Source organism: Hydrocarboniphaga effusa AP103 (assembly GCF_000271305.1).
Classification (GTDB): domain Bacteria; phylum Pseudomonadota; class Gammaproteobacteria; order Nevskiales; family Nevskiaceae; genus Hydrocarboniphaga; species Hydrocarboniphaga effusa.
On the sequence record NZ_AKGD01000004.1, the window covers coordinates 327,205 to 351,889 of the forward strand.

18 protein-coding genes are annotated in these 24,685 nt (G+C 65.4%); 7 read left to right on the top strand and 11 right to left on the bottom strand.

Annotated elements, in window-relative coordinates:
* Nucleotides 1-161 precede the first annotated feature (161 nt).
* The 5 genes from WQQ_RS20905 to WQQ_RS20925 form a co-directional block, all read right to left on the bottom strand.
* Nucleotides 162-1,178: a flavin reductase gene (locus tag WQQ_RS20905; protein WP_007187254.1), complete on the bottom strand. Its 1,017-nt coding sequence runs from the start codon at nt 1,176-1,178 to the stop codon at nt 162-164.
* 18 nt (nt 1,179-1,196) lie between these two features.
* Nucleotides 1,197-3,104: a DUF1302 domain-containing protein gene (locus tag WQQ_RS20910; protein ID WP_007187255.1), complete on the bottom strand. Its 1,908-nt coding sequence runs from the start codon at nt 3,102-3,104 to the stop codon at nt 1,197-1,199.
* A 111-nt stretch (nt 3,105-3,215) separates the two neighbouring features.
* On the bottom strand, nt 3,216-4,823 hold the full coding sequence (locus tag WQQ_RS20915; protein ID WP_007187256.1) for an acyl-CoA carboxylase subunit beta: 1,608 nt from the start codon (nt 4,821-4,823) through the stop codon (nt 3,216-3,218).
* Nucleotides 4,820-5,332, bottom strand: coding sequence for an acyl-CoA carboxylase biotin carboxyl carrier protein subunit (locus WQQ_RS20920; RefSeq protein ID WP_007187257.1), 513 nt, complete (start codon nt 5,330-5,332; stop codon nt 4,820-4,822). The genes WQQ_RS20915 and WQQ_RS20920 overlap by 4 nt, the downstream gene beginning before the upstream one ends.
* Before the next feature lie 18 nt (nt 5,333-5,350).
* Entirely contained in the window at nt 5,351-6,844 is a 1,494-nt protein-coding gene (locus WQQ_RS20925; RefSeq protein WP_007187258.1) for an acetyl-CoA carboxylase biotin carboxylase subunit, read from the bottom strand.
* A gap of 179 nt (nt 6,845-7,023) precedes the next feature.
* Here WQQ_RS20925 and WQQ_RS20930 point away from each other — a divergent pair, with 179 nt between their 5' ends.
* The 3 genes from WQQ_RS20930 (at nt 7,024) to WQQ_RS20940 (ending at nt 10,168) form a co-directional block, all read left to right on the top strand.
* Nucleotides 7,024-8,001: an enoyl-CoA hydratase/isomerase family protein gene (locus WQQ_RS20930; RefSeq protein ID WP_007187259.1), complete on the top strand. Its 978-nt coding sequence runs from the start codon at nt 7,024-7,026 to the stop codon at nt 7,999-8,001.
* A gap of 98 nt (nt 8,002-8,099) precedes the next feature.
* Nucleotides 8,100-9,311, top strand: a complete 1,212-nt coding sequence (locus WQQ_RS20935; RefSeq protein ID WP_007187260.1) for an acyl-CoA dehydrogenase family protein — start codon at nt 8,100-8,102, stop codon at nt 9,309-9,311.
* Nucleotides 9,308-10,168, top strand: coding sequence for an SDR family oxidoreductase (locus WQQ_RS20940; RefSeq protein WP_007187261.1), 861 nt, complete (start codon nt 9,308-9,310; stop codon nt 10,166-10,168). The genes WQQ_RS20935 and WQQ_RS20940 overlap by 4 nt, the downstream gene beginning before the upstream one ends.
* A 53-nt stretch (nt 10,169-10,221) precedes the next feature.
* Here the strand turns inward: WQQ_RS20940 and WQQ_RS20945 are convergent, their stop codons facing one another.
* Nucleotides 10,222-11,670: a M20 family metallopeptidase gene (locus WQQ_RS20945; protein WP_007187262.1), complete on the bottom strand. Its 1,449-nt coding sequence runs from the start codon at nt 11,668-11,670 to the stop codon at nt 10,222-10,224.
* 337 nt (nt 11,671-12,007) lie between these two features.
* Between WQQ_RS20945 and WQQ_RS20950 the strand changes: the two genes are divergently transcribed.
* Both WQQ_RS20950 and WQQ_RS20955 read left to right on the top strand, forming a co-directional pair.
* Nucleotides 12,008-12,640 carry a TetR family transcriptional regulator gene (locus WQQ_RS20950; protein ID WP_050997797.1) on the top strand — a complete coding sequence of 211 codons (633 nt, stop codon included), beginning with the start codon at nt 12,008-12,010 and terminating at the stop codon, nt 12,638-12,640.
* A 154-nt stretch (nt 12,641-12,794) separates the two neighbouring features.
* On the top strand, nt 12,795-13,766 hold the full coding sequence (locus WQQ_RS20955) for a Vgb family protein (protein ID WP_007187265.1): 972 nt from the start codon (nt 12,795-12,797) through the stop codon (nt 13,764-13,766).
* An 80-nt stretch (nt 13,767-13,846) separates the two neighbouring features.
* On the opposite strand, the gene WQQ_RS20960 is transcribed toward WQQ_RS20955, so the two are convergent.
* The 3 genes from WQQ_RS20960 to WQQ_RS25030 are packed head-to-tail and all read right to left on the bottom strand — an operon-like array spanning nt 13,847 to nt 17,413.
* A complete protein-coding gene (locus WQQ_RS20960; RefSeq protein WP_007187266.1) occupies nt 13,847-15,043 on the bottom strand; it encodes an acetyl-CoA acetyltransferase in 1,197 nt (398 codons plus the stop codon).
* Nucleotides 15,036-16,511 carry an OB-fold domain-containing protein gene (locus WQQ_RS25360; RefSeq protein WP_007187267.1) on the bottom strand — a complete coding sequence of 492 codons (1,476 nt, stop codon included), beginning with the start codon at nt 16,509-16,511 and terminating at the stop codon, nt 15,036-15,038. The genes WQQ_RS20960 and WQQ_RS25360 overlap by 8 nt, the downstream gene beginning before the upstream one ends.
* A complete protein-coding gene (locus tag WQQ_RS25030) occupies nt 16,508-17,413 on the bottom strand; it encodes an SDR family NAD(P)-dependent oxidoreductase (RefSeq protein WP_040455471.1) in 906 nt (301 codons plus the stop codon). Before WQQ_RS25030 ends, WQQ_RS25360 begins: the two co-directional genes overlap by 4 nt.
* Nucleotides 17,414-17,564: 151 nt before the next feature.
* Here WQQ_RS25030 and WQQ_RS20975 point away from each other — a divergent pair, with 151 nt between their 5' ends.
* A complete protein-coding gene (locus WQQ_RS20975) occupies nt 17,565-18,479 on the top strand; it encodes a LysR family transcriptional regulator (RefSeq protein ID WP_416187315.1) in 915 nt (304 codons plus the stop codon).
* Nucleotides 18,480-18,531: 52 nt separating this feature from the next.
* On the opposite strand, the gene WQQ_RS20980 is transcribed toward WQQ_RS20975, so the two are convergent.
* Nucleotides 18,532-20,958 (bottom strand): TonB-dependent receptor, encoded by a 2,427-nt coding sequence (locus tag WQQ_RS20980; RefSeq protein ID WP_007187270.1) that lies wholly within the window; start codon nt 20,956-20,958, stop codon nt 18,532-18,534.
* A 354-nt stretch (nt 20,959-21,312) separates the two neighbouring features.
* On the opposite strand from WQQ_RS20980, the gene WQQ_RS20985 reads away from it, so the two are divergent.
* Nucleotides 21,313-22,737, top strand: coding sequence for an aldehyde dehydrogenase family protein (locus WQQ_RS20985; RefSeq protein ID WP_040455268.1), 1,425 nt, complete (start codon nt 21,313-21,315; stop codon nt 22,735-22,737).
* A gap of 131 nt (nt 22,738-22,868) precedes the next feature.
* Here WQQ_RS20985 and WQQ_RS20990 read toward each other — a convergent pair whose 3' ends face one another.
* Nucleotides 22,869-24,473: a GMC family oxidoreductase gene (locus WQQ_RS20990; protein WP_007187272.1), complete on the bottom strand. Its 1,605-nt coding sequence runs from the start codon at nt 24,471-24,473 to the stop codon at nt 22,869-22,871.
* Nucleotides 24,474-24,685 lie beyond the last annotated feature (212 nt).

Here is a 24,685-nt window from a genome sequence, read left to right on the forward strand (position 1 = left end):
TTGCTGCGAGATGGCCCGCCTTTCCTCTCTCCCGCTTGCGGGAGAGAGTCCCTCGCAAAGCGAGGGGAGAGAGGGCCGGAGCGGAAAGTACGCACATTCTGCAGCTTTCCGCTCTCCCAGCCTGGCGCATCACCCCCGTCTCGCACCCGAGCGAAAATGCCCTAGCCCCAGAGTTTCACCGCATCCGGATCGATCACCGTCAGCAAGCGCCCGAGCAGCAGCTTGAGTGCGGGCGAATCCGCAACCCCGAGCTTTTCGAGCACTTCGGACTCGACCGCCTTCGCCGCCGAGATCACGCGCAGCGCGCAGGCGGCGCCGCTCGTGGCGAGTTCATAGGCGGATGCGTCGCCGGCCAGCGGTTGCACGAGACCCCGTTGCACCAGGCTCGCGAGCGCGTCCTGGGCCTCGGCTTCGAGAATGCCGGCGAGCCCCTGCCCCAGGCTCGCGACGCTGACGGATCGCCGCAAGGTCAGCGCCGACAGCACGAAGAACTGCTCGTCGCTGAGCTGCTCCTGGGCGAGCAACGGGCGAATTCGCGCGTAGAAGCGAAAATGCGCGCGCCCGAGCAGGTAACCGAGGAAATCCTCGCTGAAGCTGCCGGAGACTTCGGCGCTACGGGGAACGACGTTCGACGAATCGCGTTTGGTCGCTTCGGCGCTACGGGGAACGACGTTCGACGAATCGCGTTTGGTCGCATGCGCATAGCGGCCGCCGTGAAACACCAGCGGAGGCGCATCGCCGCAATCGAAGCGCAGCACCTCGCCGACGAAGATCGTGTGGTCGCCGCCTTCGTACTGGAACGTGGTGCGGCACTCGAAGCGGGCGCTGCATCCGGGCAGCAGCGGCACGTCGCCGAGCCCGATTTCGCAGTCGATGCCGGCGAACTTGTCTTCGCCCGCGCGGGCGAAGCGACCCGACAACACGTCCTGGTGTGCCGCGAGCACGTGCACGGCCCAATGCTCGGTGCTTTGGAAAGCCGCCAGATTGCGCGAGTTGTTGGCCAGGCTCCAGAGCACCAGCGGCGGAGCCAGCGACACCGAGTTGAAGCTGTTGACCGTCAGGCCGAGCGCCTGCCCGTCGGGCGCGCGGGTGGTGACGATGGTCACGCCGGTGGCGAAGCTGCCGAGCGCCTTGCGGAACTCGGCGGCGTCGTGCTTGATGTCCTGGGCGGCGCTCACCGTCTGCTCCGCGGCGGCTCAGAAGTTGTACTTGGCGCTGAAGGTCGCATAGTCGCGGTCGGTGTACGGGTTGGCCTTGAGCGTGCTGTCGCCGATGGTCTTGTTCACGTTGCCGAAGAAGAAGTTGTAGCCCACGCCGATCTGCAGGTTCTGCAGGCGCGTGAACTGCACCGACAGGCTCACGCGCGTATCGCCGTCGCCGTACAGGGCTCCAAACGCGCCCGCCAGCGCCGGCGTTCCCTTGACCAGCGAGGCCACGGTGATCGGCGTCGACACGTCCCAACCCTGGACCACGTTGTGGCGCGTCGGAATGACGAGGGTCTGGAAGCCCACCGCATCCTCGTCGTAGAACGACACGCCGCCGTCGCCGACCATGATCTGGCCCGGCCGCGAGTCCACCTGGTCGAGGCCGAACAAATGGTGATAAGCCACTTCGGTGACCCATGACAGATCGTCGAACAGCCAGCCCGGGTTGGTCACGTAGATCGCGGACATCTGCACGCTGCCTTCGCGGCCGCGCGTGTAGATCGGACTCAGCACGCCCGAGACGTAGGCTTGCGCCGGCATGGCGGCGCCGTCGCGGTAGATGATGTCGCCGCCGATGTTGAACGGCCCGGCCACCGTCGAGAAGCTCGCGCCGTAGAGATGGATGCCGTCCCAATACTTCACGTTGTACGTCGTCGGCACCTGCTGGTTGACGATCTGCGTGGTGATCTCGGGGTTGGTCGTGAACGGCGCGTAGCCGAAGTTGAGCTGTACGGTCGGATTGGGATCGCTGTAGCGCAGGAAATACAGGCCGACCTGCATGTTCGAGAACTGATGCTTGAGCCCGACGCCGTACTGTCCATGCGCGCTCGGACGCAGATCCTCGGCGCGATAGGCGTAGATATAGGCCGGAGCGCCCGCCGCGTTGCCGATCGGCGCGAGGATCTGGCTGCAGATCAGGCTTTCGAGCCCGGGCGGAATGATCGGCGGAAGACTGGTTCCGAGAATGCTGATGTTCTGCAGCAGGCCCGGACAGTTGCCGAGATAGCTGACCGGATTGGCCGATCCGTAGACGAAGCTCGCGCCCGGTCCCACCGCGTCCGACGGCGAGAAGTAATCACCGACCGGGAAGATCTGGTTCGGCCGGAACGCGAGCTTGTAGTAGGCCAGCAGCGAGGATTCCGGCGTCAGCGACATCTGCATCGACAGCTGGTTGGTCGGCAGCAGGATCGCCTTGATCTCCGCGCCCGGCACGAAAGCCTTGGTCGCATCGGCGGTGCTCTGCGCACCCGAGATGCCCGGAAAGAACAGGCTTTCGCCCCAGGCCACCACGTGCTTGCCCGCGCGCAGGTTCAGGTTGACGTCGCCGAACAGGTTCCAGTCACCGTAGACGTAGGCGTCGAGCAGGCGCGCGCGCGAGCCCTGGTAGCGCCGCGTTTCCTTGGTGAAGCGGTCGTTGTCACCGAACTTGTTGACGGTGCCGGGCGAATCGTTGTCGTTGCTGCCTTCGCGGTACACGTGATCGTAGAAACCGTCGGCACTCGCGACGATGCCGTAGGGTCCATGCGTGTAGTTCAGTTCGAGCAGGGCGCTGAGCCGATTGTTGATCGGAGCCCACTTGTCGAAGTTGCGATTGCCGTCGTCGAAGTTGATCGTCGTCGGCAAGCCGGTATTCGAGAATCCCGCGAGCTGGAACGGCTGGCCCGGCTGCTGGGTCGGCAGCACGAACAGTCGGAACGGATCGACGTCACCGTTGACGAGCGCATTCGACCGCTTCTCGGTACGCATCGCGAATGCGTAGCCCACGGTGAGCTTGTAGTCGAGCGAGGCCTCGTCGCCGACATCGATGCTGCCCGCGTGGGCCGGGATCGCACAGCTCAAGGCCGTCGCTGTCATCGCCATCGCGGCATAGCGCCGCGACATGTTCCCCGTCACCATCATCGGTCTCCTCCCGGATCTGGTCAGGCTTTTATTTTCTGTCCATCAGCTTGCACGGCGCCGGCAGCGGCGGGATCACCCGAACTGACGAGCCGCGCGCCCCCTACTCACGCCTCACATGCGGAACACGCCGTAGCGCGGATCGCCGATCGGGGCGCTGAGTGCCGCGCTGATCGAAATGCCGAGCGCATTGCGCGTATCGACCGGATCGAGAATGCCGTCGTCCCAGATTTCGCTGGTCGACCAGTACGCGCTCTGCTTGCGCTTGAACTCGCCGAGCACCGGATCGCGGATCGCGTCGATGTCGGCCTGCGAGAGCTGCCGGCCCTGCTTGGCGAGCTGGCGAATCTTGACGTCGGCGAGCGTGTTGGCGGCCTGTTCGGCGCCCATCACCGAAATCTGCGACTGCGGCCACGAGAACAGGAAGCGCGAATCGAAGGCGCGCCCGCTCATGCCGTAATTGCCGGCGCCGAAGCTGCCGTGGCACATGACGGTGAACTTGGGCACCTCGCTGTTCGACACCGCCATGATCATCTTGGCGCCGTCCTTGGTGATGCCGCGACGCTCGTATTCGCGGCCGACCATGAAGCCGGTGATGTTCTGCAGGAACACGATCGGCGTCTTGTTCTGGTTGCAGAGCTCGATGAAGTGCGCGCCCTTGAGTGCCGAGTCGTTGAACAGCACGCCGTTGTTGGCCAGGATGCCGATCTTGTAGCCCCACAGGTGCGCGTAGCCGCAGATCAGCGTCTTGCCGTAGTTGGGCTGGTACTCGTGAAAGCGCGAGCCATCGACGAGCCGCGCGATGACTTCGCGCATGTCGAACTGCTGCTTGATGTCCTGCGGCAGAATGCCGTAGAGCTCGCTCGGATCGTAGTAAGGCGCCTCGGGCGGCTGCCATTCGATGATCGATTTCTGCGGCCGCTTGAACTGGGCGACGATGTCGCGCGCGATGGCCAGCGCCTCGTCCTCGCTCGCGGCCGGATAGTCCGCGGTGCCCGAGGTGCTCGTGTGCATGTCGCAGCCGCCGAGCTCGTCGACGGTGTTCTCTTCGCCGGTCGCGGCCTTCACGAGCGGCGGCCCGGCCAGGAAGATCGCGCCGGTTCCGCGCACGATCACGTTGTAGTCCGACAGCGCCGGAACATAGGCGCCGCCGGCCGTGCAATGCCCGAGTACCACCGAGACCTGCTGCACGCCCATCTTCGACAGCATGCACTGATTGCGGAAGATGCGGCCCGCGTAATACTTGTCGGCGAACAGATCGGCCTGCAGCGGCAGGAAGCCGCCGGCCGAATCGCAGAGATGCACGACCGGCAGGCGGTTCTCGATCGCGATGTCGAGCGCGCGCACGGTCTTCTTGACCGTCAGCGGATACCACGAGCCGCCCTTGACGCTCGCATCGCCCGCGTTGATGACGACCTCGCGTCCCGAGACGATGCCGATGCCGGTCACGCAGGCGGCGCCGGGCACTTCGCCGCCATAGGCTTCGTTGGCCGCGAGCGACGAAAACTCGAGGAACGGCGTGCCCGGATCGAGCAGGCGCTGCAGCCGTTCGCGCACGAGCAGCTTGTTCTGCGAGCGCAGGCGATCGATGTCGCGCTGCGGGCGCTCGTCGCGCACGCGCGCCTGCTTCTGCTGGAACTCCTGCGCAAGCCGCCGATTGTGCTCGGCATTGGCCTGGAATTCCGCGGAGGCCGTGTTGAGCCTGGATTCGATGCGTTTCATGAAGTCGACTTGCTCTCGGAGGGTTCCAGGCTCAGCAGCACGGCATCGCGGTCGAAGCTCTGCCCCTTCGCATAGGTGATCGCGGCGATCACGCCGTCGCGCGGCGCCACCAGCGTGGTCTCCATCTTCATGCTCTCCATGACCATGAGCACCTGTCCCTTGGTGACCGCGTCGCCGATCGCCACGCTCAAGGCGACGACCGAGCCGGGCATCGGCGCGATCACGCTGTCGTCGGCGCTGCCGGCCGATTGCGCCGCGAGGCGATCGAGCGGATGCCGGTAGCGCAGCTCGTAGGCTTCACCATCGAGATGCACGAAGACCTGGTCGCCGCGAGTGGCGACGTGCACGCGCAGATGGCGATCGCCGACCTGCAGCCAGGTCGCGCCGTCGGCTTCCTGCCGCAAGGCGACCGACAACGTCTGATCGGCCAGATGCAGGCGATAGCCCTGCGGTGCGCGCGAGAGCGCGAGCGAGTGTTCGGTATCCGCGATTTTGAGCGCGTGCAACATGGAGTTCGCCGCCTTCGGTCAATTGGTCCAGCTGCCGATCGCCGCATGCAGATCCGGGATCGCATCGGCCGCATCGATCATCGGTCGCGTCGACAGCGCCGCCGTGGCGAGCAGGGCCTGCAAGCTGTCGTTCGCGATTTCGGGTTCGGCCGCGATCTGCGGGTTGGCATCGAGAAAACCAGTGTGCACGTCACCGGCGACGAATGCCGGATGCGCGACGAGCCGGCGCAGGAACGCGGTGTTGGTCTTGCAGCCGAGCAGCACGGTATCGCGCAGCGCGGCATCGGCACGCGCGATGGCTTCGTTGCGATCGGCGCCATGCACGATGAGCTTGGCGATCATCGGATCGAACGCGCTCGTCACTTCGCCGCCCTGCGTGACCCCGCTGTCCCAGCGCACGCCCTCGCCCTGCGGCGGTCGCAGCAGCAGGATCGGGCCGGTGGTCGGCGTGTAGCCTCGGCCCGCATCTTCGGCATAGATGCGGAACTCGATCGCATGGCCTTGCGTCGTGACCTCGCGCTGCGGGTAGCCCAGCGGCTCGCCGGCCGCGATGCGCAGCTGCTCGTGCACGAGGTCCAGGCCGGTGATCTCTTCGGTGACCGGATGCTCGACCTGCAGGCGCGTGTTCATTTCGAGAAAGAAGAACTCTCCGTCCTGGCCGAAAATGAACTCGACGGTCCCGGCGTTGCGGTAGCCCGCCGATCGCGCGATGCCCGCCGCGGTCTCGCAGATGCTCATGCGCAGTTCCTGCGTCAGCGCCGGCGAAGGAGTCTCTTCGACGATCTTCTGGAAGCGTCTCTGCACCGAGCATTCGCGCTCGAACACGTGCACGACGTTGCCGTGCGAATCGCCGAGTACCTGCACTTCGATGTGGCGCGGATTCTCGATGTAGCGCTCGACGTAGAGCCGGCCGTCACCGAAGTAACGCTGGCCTTCGCTGCGCGCGCGCTCGATCTCGGCTTCGAGCAGCGAGAGGTCGCGCACGATGCGCATGCCCTTGCCGCCACCGCCGGCCGAAGGCTTGATCAGCAGCGGTGCTCCGACCTTGCGTGCGCGCTCGACGAAGCTCGCCGGATCGTCGTCCTCGATCGCGCTCGGGGCCACCGGAAAGCCCGCCTTCTGCACGAAGTTGCGCGCGCGCACCTTGTCGCCCATCAGATCGATGTGCTCGGGCTTCGGGCCGATGAAGACGATGCCCGCAGCTTCCACCGCGCTTGCGAACGCCTTGTTCTCGGACAAAAAGCCGTAGCCCGGATGAATCGCGCCCGCGTCCGAGCGCCTGGCCGCTTCGAGGATTTGAGCGGCATCGAGATACGCGGCGACCGGCGTGCTGCCGGTGATCTCGATCGCCTCGTCCGCGAGCTTCACGGCCGGCGCGCCGCGATCGGCCGCGTGATAGACGACGATGCCTCTCAGGCCGAGCTGCTGCACCGTGCGCAACACGCGCACCGCGATCTCGCCGCGGTTGGCGATCAGCACCGATTTGAAAGGCCATGCGTTGGTCTTGCTCACGGCGGTCTGCCCTCGGATACAGGTCGAAGAATCGTCGGCGGCGACGGGACGGTGACGGGGACGAAGCTGGGTGGGCGCACGATAGTCGGCGCAACCCGCCTCAACCTCACCCGTTCTGCGTAGAACCGGAACGCTCGGCGCAGCTGCTAGGATTCGCGCCCGCCCTTCGAGAACCGCGCATGGATGTGTTGTCGATCGCCGAGTTGCGAGCGCTGATGCGGGAGCCCACCGCTCCGGCTTCGCCGTTGCTGGCGCAACCGCTGCTGCTCGTCGACAGCGCGGCCGCCCAGGGTTTCGACGACGCGCGCGTGCTCGACTGGCTCAAGCGCATCCCGGCACCGGTGATCGCGGTCGGCGGCGATGCCGGCCCGCTGAGCCGCGCCTGCGATGTGCATGTCCCCGATACCGACGCGGCCTTGCGTCTGCGCAAGGCCATCGTCGATTGTCCACTGGCGGCATCCACGCTGGTGCAGACCTTGAGGCTCACGCAGAAGCTCGATGCCGAGAACGGGCTGGTCGCCGAATCGCTGGCCTATGCGAGCCTGCAGAACGGAGCCGAGTTCCGCCGCTGGCAACACGCTCATGAGCCGGCCTCGACGCCGGACGAAAGCGGCGCGGCGGTCGAGCTCCACCGCGAGGGCGAACGTCTTTCGCTCACACTGAACCGCCCGCTCAACCGCAACGCGATGACCGTCGAGATGCGCGATTCGCTGATCGAGGCGCTGACGCTCGCGCTGCTCGACGACGGTGTTCGCAGTGTCGACATTCGCGCCAGGGGGCGCTGCTTTTCGACCGGCGGCGACCTGCGCGAATTCGGCAGTGCGCCCGACCCTTCCACCGCGCATGCGGTGCGCGGCCTCGCGCTGCCCGGCCGCCTGCTCGCGATGCTCGCCGAACGAACGACGGTTTACCTGCATGGCGCCTGCATCGGCTCGGGCATCGAGTTTCCGGCCTTCGCCGGGCGCCTGGTGGCCACGCGCGATGCCTGGTTCCAGTTGCCCGAGCTGCGCTACGGCCTGATTCCGGGCGCCGGCGGAACCGTGAGCATCGCCCGGCGCATCGGCCGCCAGCGCACGGCCTGGCTCGCGCTGTCGGGCCAGCGCATCGATGCGCGAACCGCGAAGCTTTGGGGGCTCGTCGACGCCATCGACGGCTGAGCGCTCGAGCGCTGCGCAGGCTCGACTCATCTCATCGGACGAAGCTCGCCCGCAAGGCGCCGCTTTACCGTAGCGGCAACCCCAGCCGCTACGACGCCATGCCCGACGATTCCGCGATGCTCGAAAAACCCAGTGTGCTGCAAGCTTTCAGCGGCTTGTCGAACGACGAGTCCGACATCCTCGAACAGGCCGATCGCTTCGCGCAGGCCGAGCTCTATCCGCTCGCCCAGCGCATGGACGACGAGGAATGGTGGCCCACCGAAATCTTTCCGAAGATCGGCGCGACCGGCTACTTCGGCGTCACCGCGCCGGAAGCTTATGGCGGCGCCGGCATGGACATTTTCACGTCCGGGCTGATCCTGCAGGCCTTCGGCCGCTGGAACCACGCGCTCGCGCTGGCCTGGGTCGCGCACGACAACCTGTGCCTCAACAACATCCTGCGCAACGCCAACGAAGAGCAGATTCGCAAGTATCTGCCGGGGCTCTGCAAGGGCACCTCGATCGGCGCGCTGGGCCTGACCGAGCCCGGCGCAGGCTCGGATGCGCTCGGCTCCATGCGCACGACGGCGCGTCGCGAAGGCGGCCACTACGTGCTCAACGGCAGCAAGATCTACATCACCAACGGCCCGGTCGCCGACGTGTTGCTGGTCTACGCCAAGACCAACAAGGACGCCGGCGCGAAAGGGATTTCGGCCTTCATCGTCGAGAAGGATTTTCCGGGCTTCAAGGTTGCGCAGAAGCTCACCAAGATGGGTTTTCGCGGCAGCCAGACGGCCGAACTCGTGTTCGACGAATGCCGCGTGCCGGCCGAGAACCTCGTCGGGGTCGAGAACAACGGCGTGAAGGTGGTCATGAGCGGGCTCGACCTGGAGCGCGCGATGATCTCGCCGATCTGCCTCGGCATCGCCGAGCGTGCGCTACAACTCGCGCTCGATTACGCCAGGCAGCGCAAGCAGTTCGGCAAGACCATCGCCGAGTTCCAGATGATCCAGTCCAAGCTCGCCGATCTCTACGTCTGGGTCGAATCGATGCGCCTGTTCACGTACCAGACGCTGCGCGCAGCCAACGTCATCGACGAGAACGAAGGCGGTCGCGGCGACATTCACAAGATCACCGCGGCCGGCGTCATGTACGTGGCCGAGACGCTCAACAAGGTGCTCAACGACGCGGTGCAGGTGCACGGCGGAACCGGCTACATCTGGGAGAGCGAGATCAACCGCCTGTATCGCTCGATCAAGCTGCTCGAGATCGGCGCCGGCACCACCGAAGTGCGCAAGATGATCATCGCGGGCGAGCTGCTGCGCGCATGAAGCCGGTCGACGATGCCAAGCAGCTCGCGCTCTGCGAAGCGCTCTGGGCCGCACCTTCGATCTACCGGCCCGACCTGTTCGCGGGCCAGGTCGCGATCGTCTCGGGCGGTGGCAGCGGGCTCGGTCGCGCGATCGCACTGCTGCTCGCGCGGCTCGGTGCGAAAGTGGCCATCTGCGGACGCACGGCCGAGAAGCTGGATCGCGTCGCCGAGTTCGCACGCGGCAAGGGCGCGAGCCTACTCACGCAGGTCACCGACATTCGCCAGCCCGAGCAGGTCGCCGCGCTGTTCGATCGCGTGACGGCCGAATGGGGACAGCCGCAGATCGTCGTCAACAATGCCGGCGGCCAGTATCCGCAGGATGCGATCGACTTCGCGCCCAAGGGCTGGAGCGCGGTCGTCAACAACAACCTCAACGGCACCTGGTACATGATGCAGCGCGCCGCCCAGGGCTGGCGCGAAGCCCGGCAACCCGGCGCCATCGTCAACGTGGTCGCGGTCACCGAGCGCGGCATGCCGGGCGTCGCGCACACGGTCGCGGCGCGTGCCGGCGTGATCGGCGCCACGCGCACGGTCGCGGTCGAATGGGCGCCGCTCGGCATCCGCGTCAACTGCCTCGCACCCGGGCTCACGGCCACCGAAGGGCTCGAGGTGTATCCGCCCGAAGCGCACGCCGAATTCTCGCTCGCCAATCCGCTGCGCAGGCCCGGCACCGCGATGGAAATCGCCGAAGCCTGCATCTACCTGTGCTCGCCGAGCGCGAGCTTCGTCACCGGCGAAGTGATGACCGTCGACGGCGGCGGCCGCCTGTGGGGCGAGTTGTGGACCGCCGGGCGACCGGAGTATTTCCGCCGCTGATCTCGCGTTTGTTGATGGGCGTTTGTTGACGCGATTCCGTCAACGCGAATTTGTCAGCGCGATTGCGCGTTCGCCGGCTGCGCCCCGTGTTTGGCGAGCACATCGGCCACCACCATGCTCACGCGCTTGCCGGTCGGAAGGTGCAGGAATTCGTTCGGCCCATGTGCATTGGAGTGCGGCCCGAGCACGCCGGTGACCAGGAACTGCGCGGCCGGAAACTTCTCGCCGAGCATGCCCATGAACGGAATCGTGCCGCCCTCGCCCATGTACATCGGCGCCTGGCCGAAATAATCCTGCGAGGCTTCGGCCACCGCGTGCTCCAGCCAGGAGGACAGTGCCGGCGCGTTCCAGCCGCTGCCGGATTTCTCGACATCGAGCGTGACCTTGGCGCCGTAAGGCGGGTTGGCTTCGAGGATGCGCTTGAGCGCTTCGGAAGCCCGCTTGCCGTCCAGCGTCGGCGGCAGGCGCAGTGACAGCTTCACCGCAGTCTGCGGACGCAGCACGTTGCCGGCACTCGCGAGCGGCGGCAGACCATCGACCCCAGTGACTGCGAGCGCAGGCCGCCAGGTGCGATTGAGCACGAGTTCGGACAGATCGCTCGTCACCGGCGTCATGCCGGCCACGAACGGGAACTTGGTGTAAACCTCGTCGCCCAGCGCCTGCGCCACTTGCTGCGCCTGCTCGACGCGCTGGGCCGGAATGTCGACATGAAAATCGGCCGGCTTGATCGCGCCGCTGGTTTCGTCCTCGAGCCTCGACAGCAGTTGCCGGAGAACGCGAAAGCTCGATGCGACGACGCCCGACGCATCGCCCGAATGCACGCCTTCTTCGAGCACCTGCACGCGCAGGTTGCCGCCGGCGATACCGCGCAGGCTCGTCGTGAGCCAGAGCTGATCGTAGTTGCCGCAGCCCGAGTCGAGGCAGATCACCAGCGACGGCGAACCGAGCCGCGCCTTCAGATGATCGACGTAGAACGGCAGGTCGTAGCTGCCCGATTCCTCGCAGGCTTCGATCAGCAGCACGCAGCGCGCATGCGGCACTTTCTGTTCGCTCAAGGCCAGCAGCGCGGCGAGCGAGCCGAAGATCGCATAGCCATCGTCCGCGCCGCCGCGACCATAGAGCTTGTCGCCCTTGCGCACCGGGATCCACGGCCCGAGGCCGTCGGCCCAGCCGCTCATTTCGGGCTGCTTGTCGAGATGGCCGTAGAGGATCACGCAGTCGTCGGAGACCCGGCCGTCGCTGGCCGGCACGTCGACGACGATCAGCGGCGTGCGGCCCGGCAGGCGCAGCACTTCGAGCGTCGCACCGGGCAGCGAGCCGAGCTTGCCGCGCGCCCATTTCTCCATGAGCTTGACCGCATCGTCCATGTAGCCGTGCTCGGCCCATTGCGGATCGAACATCGGGGATTTGTTCGGAATGCGGATGTATTCGATCAGCTGCGGGACGATCTCGTCCTCCCAGAGCGTCTCGATGTGCTGGCGGATGCGGGCTTTGTCGAGCATGGTTTTCTTGAGCGGGCACTGAGCTTGCGCACAGTCTACCCAGGCCGTTCCTGGCTGTTGTGGGTCCCTCTCTTCCCGCCTGCGGGAGAGAGGACCGCGCAGCGGGGAGAGAGGGGCTGCGCGGAAGGACGCGCATTTTCCGGCCATTCCCTCTCCCGGCCCTTCGGGCCACCCTCTCCCGCAAGCGGGAGAGGGGAAATGCAGCTTGCGCTGGCGGCTGGCCGTCGGGCCGTCGGGCCGTCGGGCCGTCGGGCCGTCGGGAAGATCATCGGATGCTGTCTTGCCTTGTACCGGCGCTCGATTGCAAATGACACCAAGTGCCACTATCGTGCGCCGCATGATCGATGTCGCCGCGCCCGACCCCACGAGCAAATCCGGCCTGCGCGAGCGCAAGCAGGAGCGCGTGCGCCAGGACATCATGGACGCTGGCCTGCGCCTGTTCGTGAAGCAAGGCTTCGATGCGACGACAGTCGATCAGGTCGCCGAAGCGGCGGAGATTTCGCGCCGCACGCTGTTCCGCTACTTCGAGACCAAGGGCGACATCCTGATGGCCGCGATGCGCGGCATGTCGGACTTTCTCGAAGCCTCGCTGCGAGCCAGGCCCGCGAAAGAAGCGCCGCTGCTGTCGCTGCTCGAAATCTTCATCGCCCTCTCGCAGCAACTCGTCTCCAGCGGCATCGATTCCTACTCGCTGGCTTACATGATCGATCGCGATCCGAGCCTGCGCCAATACAGTTTGCAGAAGCATGCGGAATGGGAGGATCGCATCGCGTCCGTGTTGTTCGAACGCCTGCCGGCCGGGCGGCGCAGCGAAGTCGGAGCGGCTCTGCTCGCACGCATCGGCGTCGGCAGCTTTCGCACCGCACTCGATCAATGGCTCGCGAATGAAGGACGCGGCCAACTGAAGACGCACCTCGTCGAAACCTTCGCGCTGCTCGATAAAACCATCAAGCCCCAAACGCTGTTCTAGGGGCTCAAAAAAGTCTGTAAAAGCCGGCAAAAAGCTGGCCCTCACGAGAACGCTGTACCCACGCAACCGGCGCGAGCGCACCGGTCGGGCCTGTTCGTGCCCGAGAAACCCGAGCGTGCTCGCGCGCAACTTTCAATTCTCCGAGGAGAGTTTCATGTTTCGAGTCAAAACCAGCATCTGCGCCGCGGCGCTCGCCGCCGTTTCGTTCGGTGCCCAAGCCGCCGCTCCGGGCTCGATCGAGCTGCCGGGCGATCGCGCGTTTCCCGAGAGCATCACCGCCAGCCGCGACGGCACGCTCTACGTGAGCAACCTCGAAGGCGGCGGCATTCTGCGCATCCGTCCGCAGGGCAAGCCCGAGGCCTGGCTCGCGCCGGGCGCAGCGGGCACGCGCTCCACGCTCGGCGTGCTCGTCGACGAATCGCGCCAGCTGCTGTGGGTGTGCAGCAACGACATGACCATCATCGGCATCGCCAGCCCGGGCACGCAGAAAGGCAGCTTCCTGAAAGGCTTCGATCTGGCCAGCGGCAAGGAGAAAGTCAGCGCCTCCTTCCCGGCACCGACCCCGCCGGCCGGAGGCTCCGTCTGCAACGACATCGCGATCGACGGCAGCGGCGCGGTCTATGTGACCGACACGCTCGCTCCGCAGATTCTGAAGCTGTCGGCCGATCAGAAGACGCTCGGCGTGTGGAAGACCGATCCGCTGTTCGCACCGAAGAACGGCGGCGGTCTCGATGGCCTGGTGTTCGATGCGAGCGGCAATCTGATCGTCAACAAGATCGGCTCGGGCGAACTGCTGCGCGTCGACGTGAAGAACGGCGCGCCCGGCACGGTGACCGAACTCAAGACCTCGCGTCCGCTCGATCAGCCCGATGCGCTGCGCCTCGGCGCCGATGGCTCGCTGCTGCTCGTCGAAGGCGGCGGCAGCCTCGACAAGCTCGTCATCAGCGGCGACACCGCGAAAGTCGAAACGATCAAGGACGGCTTCACCGTGCCGACCGGCGTCGTGCAGGTCGGCAAGGGCTACTGGATCAGCGAAGGCCAGAACGGCTACCTGCTCGACCCCGCGCTCAAGGGCCAGGCGCCGAAGCTGCCGTTCCGCCTGCATTACGTGCCGGCTGCGAAGTAAGGCTTTGTGGGGTGGGTTACGCGTAGCGCGTAACCCACCCTCGATGTGCTGAATCCGCACGCAGGCCCGCCGCCTTGGCCTTATTGCAAGAGGCCCACGATCGAGATGGAACAGATGCCGTGAAAGGGCGCGCCACCCAGGTTGTGCGCCAACGCATTCACCACCGGCTGCTGTCGTTGCCGCGGTCCTGCACGACCCAGCAGCTGCAGATAGTTCTCGTACACCATGCGAATGCCGGTGGCACCGATGGGATGGCCGAAGCATTTGAGTCCGCCGTCGATCTGACATGGAAGACTTCCGTCGGCGTCGAACTTGCCGTCCAGCACATCGTAGAGCGCTCGCCCCTCGCTGCTGAGCCCCAGGTCTTCCATCGTCACGAGCTCGGTGATGGAGAAGCAGTCGTGAACCTCGGTCAGGCTCAGCTCGACTCGGGGATCGCGAATGCCCGCCTCGGCGTAGGCGCGGGCGGCCGCGGCACGCGTGGTCGGCACATGGCTGTAATCCCAGCCCTGGCCTTGCGCCTCCCATCCGCCCGTTGCAGCAAGCTGCAAGGCCTTGATCGTGACTACATCGCGCTTGCCCAAGGCGCGCGCGATTTCTGGCGTCGTGACAATGGCGCAGGCCGCGCCGTCGGACACACCGCAACAATCGTAGAGTCCCAGAGGGTCGGCGATCATCGGCGCCGACAACACTTGCGCTTCGCTGATGGGCTTGCGCAAATGCGCCTTGGGATTGCGCGCGGCATTCGCATGGCTCTTGACCGAGATATGGGCCATCGCCCGCTTGAGATCAGCCTTCGCAATCCCATGCCTCGCCGCATAGCCCGATGCGAGCTGGGCAAAAGCCCCCGGCGCGGTGAGATTCGCGTTGGTCGCGTCATAAAAGGGGCCCCGCGATGCGGCCGGCAGCCCGCCATAGCCCGCATCCTTGAGCTTTTCGAGCCCGAGAGCGAACGCGATGTCGCACGCTCCACTGGCCACCGCGTAAGCCGCTCCGCGCAAAGCTTCGGTGCCGGTAGCGCAGGCATTTTCCACGCGCGTGGCCGGGATATTGTGCAGGCGCAGTGCCAGCGCGAGCGGGATCGCGCCCGGCCCTACCGCATTGCCCGCGTGTCCGAACCAGCCGGCCTGCAGTTCGCGCGGATCGATACCCGCGTCCGCGACCGCCTCCTGAAACGCCTCGACCATCAGCGACGGACCATCGCAGTCCCAGCGCTCGCCGAAACGAGCGCAGCCCATGCCGATGATCGCGACCTTGTCCTTGATGCCACTAGCCATTGGAAACTCCGTCATCGGGTGCGCGGCGATAATCCGGGACGGCCTTCCAGAAGTAGTGCCGGAAGCCGCGCGCATCACGACGCTTGAGCCGGAACATCATGCGCAGCGCCGCCCCCACCGGCAGTCCCTCTTCATCGATATCGACGATATCGGCCAGCATGCGACCGCCACCGTCGAAATCGACGATGCCGTAGCAACTGGGCGGGTCGGGCGTGTATGCGAGCCAGTCCGCAGTGAAACTGACGAGGCGCGCACGCAGATCGGCCAGCGGATAATCGCTCTGCGTGCCGACGGTCCGCGCCTCGGGATCCACCGAGATCGCCGATTTCGGGTACTGCACTGCGCCCGTCTCGCTGCACTTGCCGCCCACCAAAGCCAGCACCGTGCGGCGATCTCGATAGAGCATCGACGCTGGCGTCTTCAGATCCAGCTCCGCACGCATGCCCTCGTCTAGCTTCAACTGCCGCGTGAAATACAGATACTTCACGTAGTTACTTTCGGGCTTGCGCCTGGCAAGCCAGGCCTTGAGCCCCAAGGCTGGCGTCGGAACAGCCAGCGCCTCGGTCGTCCGAAACACCAGCACATCCACACCTTGGCCGAAGGCCGCGACCACCACGACTTGCCCGGGAACGGCACGCTCCAGCGCCCGGGCCAGCAACAGCAGCGGCTGAGCCGCACCGGCATAGCCGAGGCTTTCGTGCAGCGAAGGCACCAGGCAGTCCACTGCGACGCCGGCTGCAGCGGCGATGACGCGCTCTGTCCCGGCGATCGGCAGGCCCAGCGCGAGATGATCGACTTGCGTCGCCTCGACTCCGCATTTGCGCAGCGCCGCTTCTATGGCCTGCGGGATCAGTTGCAGATAGCCCTCATCGCGTATCCAGCGACTTTCCCACTCGTAATCGTACGCTCGGTCCGTCGCCCGGAAGCGATCGACGAAATCCACCGTCGTGCTATGCCCGCCGACGAACTCGGCAATACCGGCACCTGCAGCGACCAGCAACGCAACGGCCGCATCACCATTCGCGAGTTCGGCCGGCGAAGCCGCGCAAGCGGTGCGCTGCTCCGAAGCCACGCAGAGCACCGGCCCCGCACTCGCACAGGACTCCAGTGCGCTGAGCAAGGCAGAGGCACCGCCACGCTGCGAACCGGTGACGTCGAACGCACCGATCTCGTCCGGCAAGCCAAGCGCCTCCTTGACGATACCCGCGTTGAGTCGATCGGCGAACGGCAATGAGGTCGATGCGAGCACGACTCGCGCGATGTCCTCACGGCTGCGCTCATGCAGGCAGTCGCGACTGGCCTCGACTGCCATCGTCAACACATCTTCATCCCAGTTGGCCATGGCGCGCTCGCCGCGCGCACTGGCCGCCGTCGCCTGATTGAACCAGGCCGTCGCACGCACGATCTCGGCACGCTGCAAGCGCAGGCGCGGCACGTAGGCACCGATACGCTGAATGCCGACCGTCATTGCGGATCCCACGAAATGAGCTCGGGCGTGCTCAGCAAGGGCTGGAAGCTGGGCCGCATCGCCGGCAACAAGATGTCGGCGCAGGAAGCCGGAGTCCAGCCTTCCGCGCGCTGCATCGTGCGAACGATCGTCGGCCTCGAGTAGAGGAAGACTTCGTTCTTGCGCACGCCAAAGACCTGCCCACTCACCTCCGATGCCGCATCGGAGCACAGGAACACCACCAGCGGCGCGATCTTGTCTGGCGACATCGCCTTGAGAGCTTCGAGCCGCGCCTGCTTCGCTGGCGTGTCCGCCGCAACCGTATCGATGAGTCGCGTCCAGGCAGTGGGCGCGACACAGTTGGAACGCACACCGTAGCGGCGCATATCCAGCGCGATCGCGGTGGACAAACCCACCACGCCCGCCTTGGCCGCACCATAGTTGGCCTGGCCGACGTTGCCGATAAGCCCGGTGGTCGAAGTGAAATGCACCAGTGCCCCCGAACCTTGCTCGCGAAAATAGGGTGCTGCCGCTCGCGCCACATAGAAGCAGCCGCTCAGATGCACGCCGATCACGGCATTCCAGTCTTCGACGTCCATCTTGTGAAAGATCTGATCGCGCAGGAACCCGGCGTTGTTCACTACCGCATCGACGCGACCGAACGCGGACAGCGCAGACTCGATGATCGAGCGCGCACCGCTCCATTCGGCAACACTGGCCGTGTTGGCCACCGCCTCGCCGCCACCGGAACAGATCTCGTTGACGACTGCATGCGCCGGCGCCGCATCATCACCCGTGCCGTCGGACGATCCACCAAAATCGTTGACGACCACTCGCGCGCCCTCGGCAGCGCATTGCAGCGCGATGGCGCGACCGATGCCCCGGCCGGCTCCGGTCACGACCACCACCTTGCCTTCCAGCATGCTCATGCGGCTGCCTCGATTGCACGGCGGCGATGTGCAGCGTTGTTCCTGCGTAGCATCGTGATCTCTCCTGATCTTTGAACTACACAAGGCTGTCATTGACACGAAGGTAGGTGAAATTCATTATCCGACCCGCTCATGAATCCGAGGAATGCCAGTGGATGTACGTTTGAAGTACGTCGTGGCGGTTGCTCGCACAGGATCGTTCACAGCTGCGGCGGAAGCGGCATTCGTCACGCAGTCTGCGATCACGCGTAGCGTCGCCGACCTCGAGCAGCAGATCGGCTACTCGATCTTCTATCGCACTTCGCGCGGGTCTTTCCTTACGCCGGAAGGTCGCGACTTCGTCGATCGCGCCACGCGTCTGCTCGAGGACACCGACGAGCTGCTGCGCCGCCCCTCGAAACAGGATGACTATTTCTCCGGAACCTTGCGTGTCGGTGTGGGACCCGCCTCGCTGGAGTGGCGCCTGATCGCGCCGCTGCGCTTGCTGCTGAGCCGTCATCCCGGCATCAAGTTCGACGTCAGCGCGACGACGTTCGAGCGCACCGTGCAACTGCTGCGCGCAGGCTCGATCGATGTTGCGCTCGGACTCGATGCGGCTTTCAGCGAATGGACAGACCTTCGCCGCGAGCCTGTTGCCGCCGTGGCATCGGTCCACTTCGTGCGCCGTGAGCATCCGATACTCGAACGATCCACGATCACGCTCGATGACCTCGCAGACTTCGACTACGTGAGCCCTTCGGACGGCCGCCCTTACGGCTCTTTCATTCGCAAGATCTTCGAAGACAAGGGCATGGAATGGCGCCGGCACGTCCACGTCGTCGACTACTTTCCGCTTGTTCGGCAGATCGTGGCCAGCTCGGATGCGATCGGCATCGTCTCGGTTCCCTATGCCCAGACGGCCAACTTCAAGGCTCGCTTCGTTGCACTCGACATGATCGAAGCGCTGCCGCCCTCGCCCATGTGTTGCGCGCTGCGCAAGCGCTGGGAGCCCAAGCCGGCGGTGCGTGCTTTTCTGCGCGCCGTCCAGGACACCGAAAGCTCCATCGGCAACGAAAAATGAGACGCGTCCTTTGCGTCCGCGTCTCATGCACAAGACAGCTCGAGCAACGCTGTTAGAACTTGAAGCTCAGCTGCAAACCATACATGCGCGGCTGTCCCGCATAGCGACGAATGACGTCCGACTGTCTCGCCACATTGGTCCAGTAGTACTCATCGGTGAGGTTGCGGACGAAGGCGATCGCCGACCACTGCTCGTCGCTGCTCTTCACGCCGGCCCTCAGATCGACCAGCGTGTAGGCATCGATTGCGAGCCGCTCATCGTCGCCAAAGCCGGCGTTGGTGGAGCTTCGGTAGTTGGCATTGACACCGACGACTCCATCGAGCTGCTCGCTCAAGCCGCGTTCGTAGCTCCAGTCGGCCACCAGCTGGTATTTGGGCGTGTATGGAAAATCGTTGCCCTTGAAGTTGGCCGCGTCGCCGAGGATGGAGTAGTTGTCGAAGTCCTTGCTGACCTCCGAGTCGAGATAGGTGCCGGCCAAGGTCAGGCGCATGGTCCGCTGCAGGTAGGTGTCGACCTGAAACTCCACGCCGCGAATGCGTGAGTCGGGTACGTTCACCAGACCCGGCAACACACCGAGAACGGTGGGCCTGCGGCCCTGCAGCTGCTTGTCCTGGTATTCGTAATCGAAGATCGCAGCAGTCAGATCGATGCGACGATTCAACAACCCGAGCTTGAGGCCTGCCTCATAGGCCAGCACGGACTCCTGCGTCACCGGCGCAAGTTCGGATTGCTCGATCGCGGGCAAGGTGGGAGCGCTGCCAGACTTGTAGCCCTTGCTGACGTTGGCGTAGAAAAGGGTGTCGGCCGCGGGCTTCCAGTCCAGGCCCGCACGCCAGGAGACATTGTCCTCCTTGAGCTCGGCATCGATTTCCCCCGGCGTCAGTGTGGAATCCAGCGAGATGCAGCTACCGACGCCGACAGATACGGCGGGCAGGCCGGCGCGCCCACGCAACACATTCACCAGCGTGCCGTAAGTCGCCGCCGACGTTGCATCGCCTGCCGCCGAGCAGGACACATAGTGCAGATCCACGTCGGTGTAGCGCAGGCCCGCATGGGCAAGCAGCTCATCCGTGAACGCGAAGTCGACGTTGCCGAATACCGCCTTGGTGTTGAATCGTTGCCGCCCTCTCAATTGCGACGCGGTGGTGCGCATGCCGGGAATCGTCGAGTACGAGCTCGTCGTATAGGGGAACTGGAACAGCGATTCCTCTTCGGACTTGTCGTGCGAATAGTTTGCGCCCACGACGACGGTTGCCCTCCCCACATTGGCCGCTGCCCGCAGTTCTTGCGAGAACGAGGAGAGCACGCCGGCCACGTTGGTCAGCGAGGCCGTTGCGGCCGTACCGTCCTGATCGACCAGCTGCTCCACGCGCATATGCGAGTAGGCCGTCAGCGAAGTAATGGTAACTGCATCGCTGGCTTGCAGCTCGCCTCGCAGCGCGTACTGATAGAAGTCGTTGTCGCGGCGCAGCTGCCGCTCCGGATCCCAATCCGCCGCACGGTTGTTGGACGGTGCGACCGGTTGATTGACGACGATCGGAACTTCACTGCTGTAAGCCGGCGATGAGTAGATGCGGCCGACCAGCTGGGCGGCCTGCGTATCGGAGCCATCGTGAAAGCCATTGGCATTGAGTTCGAAGAACAGACGGTCGCTCGGGGTCCAGTCGAGCAGAAAGCGGCCCTGGTAGAAGCGCTTCTGTCCCAGGCTGTCATCGCGCGTATCGCTCTTCTGCCAGTCATCCGAGCTGGCGACGCGGCCCGCCAGACGCGCATTGAGCGTGGGCGCCAGCGCTCCACTCACATAGCCCGTGGTGTCGCTGGTGTAGAAACGCCCCAGGCTAGTCGACACGCCCGCTTCGAAATCCTGCGTGGGCTTGGCCGCGATGTAGTTGATCGCACCGCCCGTCGCGTTCTGGCCGAACAAGGTGCCTTGAGGGCCTTTGAGAATTTCCACGCGCTGCAGATCCAGCGCCGCGCCTTGCGACATGATCGAAAACGGCAGCTGCACCTCGTCGGTATAGACGCCCACCGTGGGCCGCGCGCCCAGGCTGGTATCGAAGAACCCAACGCCGCGCAGCGAATACACCGGCACACCGCTGCCGCTCTCGACATAGCTCAGACCCGGCGTCACCTTGACCAGGCCTTCGACATCGCTGATGCCTTTTTCGCTGAGCTCGTCACCGCTGACGGCGGTGATCGACATCGGCACCTCGCGCAGCGATTGCTCGCGCTTCTGCGCCGTCACCACGATCTCTTCGACTGCAAACGAATCGTCTACTGCCGCCGCGGCGCCGGTACGCTCAGACGACGCGGCCTCGGACGAATCATCTGCCGCCGGCTCGGGACCGCTATCGACCTCAGCCTGCGCAGTGGCATCGGCCGCGGGCTCTCCGGGCTGGGCGATGGCGACCGGCGTCAACACCAGCGATGCGGCGGTGGTCACGCACAAACGCAACACCATGGGCTGCAATGCTTTCACGAACACTCTCCTCCATCGTTTTTATGGCCCTTCGTCGCGGCGGCTACTGCATCCGTCCGTTGCCGCGATAGGGCTTGGGTAGGTGCAGGCTAACTGGGCTCTCGCGCTCGAATGAAATGCCTTTCGCGGTTTGGGCATGCGCGAAGGGAATATCGGCTGGCGATGCTTTTGAGGAATGTGCTCGACGCAAAAGGCACTGTGCGGGCACTGCCACGTCCGGTAGCGTCAGCTTGCTACAGACCGCACGCGCTCCGTCGACAGCGGCCCAGCCAAGCAACCCGAGGAGATTCCGTGGTGGAGACAAGCACAGGCCCGTCGTCCGGCGGGCGCATCGCATTCGCCGAGCCGCTTCGCATGCTGATCGGTGGCGAGTGGGTCGTCGGCGGCCAGGGCACGATCGAGGTGCTGGACCCCTCCAGTGCCGAGCCGTTCGCCGCGATCGGGGCAGCCAGTGCAGCAGACGTCGACCAGGCCGTGGCTGCGGCACGCGCAGCCTTCGAACAAAGCCGCTGGACCGGGCTGGCTGCCAGCAAGCGGGCGCAGATTCTGTGGCGGGTCGCCGAACTGATCGACCAGCAGGCCGACGAACTCGCGGTGCTCGAAACCCTGGACAACGGCAAGCCCATCACCGCTGCCCGCAACATGGACTTGCCCGCCGCCGCGGCCGCGTTCCGTTACTGGGCCGGCTGGTGCAGCAAGCTCGATGGCCGCAGCCCCGCCGTCGATGCGCCCGGAGAGTACGTCAGCGTCGCCCTGCGCGAGCCGATCGGCGTCGTGGCGCTGATCGTGCCGTGGAACTTTCCGCTCGTGAACGCGGCGGTCAAAGTCGCCCCTGCGCTCGCGGCCGGATGCACCGTGGTCCTGAAGCCCGCGGAGCTCACCTCGCTCACCGCGATCCGCCTCGGCCAGATCCTGCTGGACGCCGGAGTGCCGGCCGGTGTCGTCAACGTGGTCACCGGTCATGGCCGCGAAGCGGGCGCCGCCCTGGCGGCTCATGACGATGTCGACAAGATTTCATTCACGGGCTCCACCGCGGTCGGCAAAGACCTGCTGGTTGCCGCGCGCGGAAACCTCAAGCGCCTGACGCTCGAACTCGGCGGCAAGTCACCCAACTTCATCCTCGGCGATGCCGATCTGGGCAAGGCCATTGCCGCCGCCGCCAACGGCATCTTCCGCAACGCCGGCCAGATGTGTGCGGCGGCCTCGCGACTCTATGTCGCGCGGGAACGCTACGATGAAGTGCTCACGGGCCTCATCGCGCAAGCGCGGTCATTTCGGCTCGGTCCGGGCATCGACCCACAGACGACGATGGGCCCGCTGGTCTCGCAGCTGCAGCAGCGTCGCGTACTCGATTTCATTGCCGAAGCGCGCGAACAGGGCGCGACCATCGCCTGCGGCGGGCGTGCACATGGCAGCGTCGGTTATTTCGTCGAACCCACCATCGTCGCCGATGCGCGACCCGACAGCCGAATCGTGCGTGAAGAAATTTTCGGGCCGGTGCTGGTGGTCACACCGCTCGACGATGCCGATGCCATCCCCGCCATCGCCAACGACAGCATCTATGGGCTCTCCGCGAACATCTGGTCGCGCGATGTTGCCGCCGCGCATCGTGTGGCTCGCCGCATCCGCGCCGGCACCATCACGATCAACAGCGGGATGATCGTCAGCCCTCACCTGCCCTTTGGCGGCTTCAAGCAATCAGGCTGGGGACGTGAAGGCGGCGCGGATGGCATCGAGGCCTTCACCGAGATCAAGACCATCATCACCGCGCTGCAGTGAGTTGCCGATGAGCGACTGGAGCGGCCGAGGCAGCGCTCAGCACCTCGTGCTCGGCGGCTGTACCGCTGCGGCAGTGGATGGCTTCCGTTGCCGCAGCGTACGCCGGCAAGACGCGAACTGCAGTCCGAGGCTCAGGCAGCGCCGAGCATGAACGCGGCGGCACGCTCGCCGATCATGATGGCCGGCGCATTGGTGTGGCCGCCGATGACCGTCGGCATCACCGAAGCATCCGCTACACGCAGGCCGTCGATGCCGTGAACCCGCAGCTGCGGATCGACCACCGATTGCGGGTCGCTGCCCATGCGGCATGTGCTGGTCGGATGCTGGGCTGTGACCGCCGTCTGCCGGATATAGCGATCGAGTTCGGCATCCGTTTTCATTGCAGCGCTGGGAAATATCTCGTCCCCGACGTAGTCCGCGATCGGCTGCGTCGATAGCAGTTCGCGCGTCCAGCGAATGCTGTGTCGCAGCCCCGCGACATCACTCGGTTCCGCCAGCAGGTTGAAGCGGATGCGAGGCTTGTCCAGCGGGTCGGTCGAGTTGAGGTCCACATAGCCGCGACTCGCAGGGTGCAGCACCACGTTCAGCGAGGTCATGACGTCCGCCTTGCGCGCGCGCACGCCCGGAAACCACACCTGCGCGTCGAGACTCGTCGGCATGAACAGGTTCTCCAGGTCCGGTCGCTCGCAATCGGGGCTGGATTTGTAGAAGGCCGCAGACGACAGCGGCTGCGTACCCATGAAGCCGCGTCCGGTGAACTGCCAGGCCATGGCCGCCAACGCAACGCGATCCGCGCGCAAGCATTCGCCAAGCGCAAAAGGCTTCTTGCCGCGAAAGCCCATCGCCACGAGGGGATGTTCCTGCAAGCCTTGCCCGACGCCCGGCAGATCCAGCTGCACCGCCAGGCCCTTTGCGTGCAGCTGATCGGCGGGGCCGATTCCCGAGAGCATCAGCAGCTGCGGCGATGCATAAGCGCCGCCACTCAGCACGATCTCTCGACGCGCTTCGGCGCGATGCACCCTGCCCGCATGGATGTACTCGACGGCCACCGCGCGATTCCGTTCGATCACCAGGCGACAGGCATGCGCCGACGTCAGCACGCTGAGATTGGCGCGCCTTTTCGCAGGCGCCAGAAAAGCCGTCGAGGCACTCGCGCGCCGCCCGCCGCCGATGGTCAGATCCGGCAGACCGAATCCTTCGGTCGTTTCGCCTTCGAAGTCTTCGCTCACCGCATAGCCCAGCTTGCGCGCCGTCGACTCCAGGGCCTGCGTCAGGGCATCGTCCCGAGACATCGCCGACACCGGCATTTCACCGCCGCCGCCGTGCCAGCGCGATTCACCGCGCCAGTTGCGCTCGGAGCGCTTGAAGAAAGGCAGTACCTCTTCGTAGGACCACCCCGTCGCGCCCAATCGCACCCACTCCTCGTAATCGAGCGGATGCCCTCGTGAATACATCATGCCGTTGACGGACGACGAACCGCCGAGCACTTTTCCGCGCGCCGCCGGAATGCGTCGCAGGTTCGCGAACGGCTCGGGCTCGGAGTCGTAACCCCAGTCGAACATCATCTTGGCGCGAAGCAGGCGAAAGGCCAGCGGCATGCGCAGAAAGAGGCTGTCGTCGGCGGGCCCCGCCTCCAGCAGCAGCACGCGCAGTTCGGCGCTTTCGCTCAAGCGACTCGCCAGCACGCTGCCCGCCGAGCCCCCGCCGATGACCACATAGTCGTACGCCTGGTGCATCCCGATCTCCGTTCGCTGCCGGCTGGCAGCCGGTCTGGGTTGTGGTGCGCGATTGTGTTGGGACGGACGAGGTCAGTCCAATGAGTTGTCCTCTCTCGCCGTTCGCAAACGGAATGGCCGTCATGCGTGATGCGCATGAAGCGCGAGTCCTACTCATTGGACGCCCGCCCGTGCCCGCCGCTATGTTTCCATCGACTTCGCGCCCTGCGTTC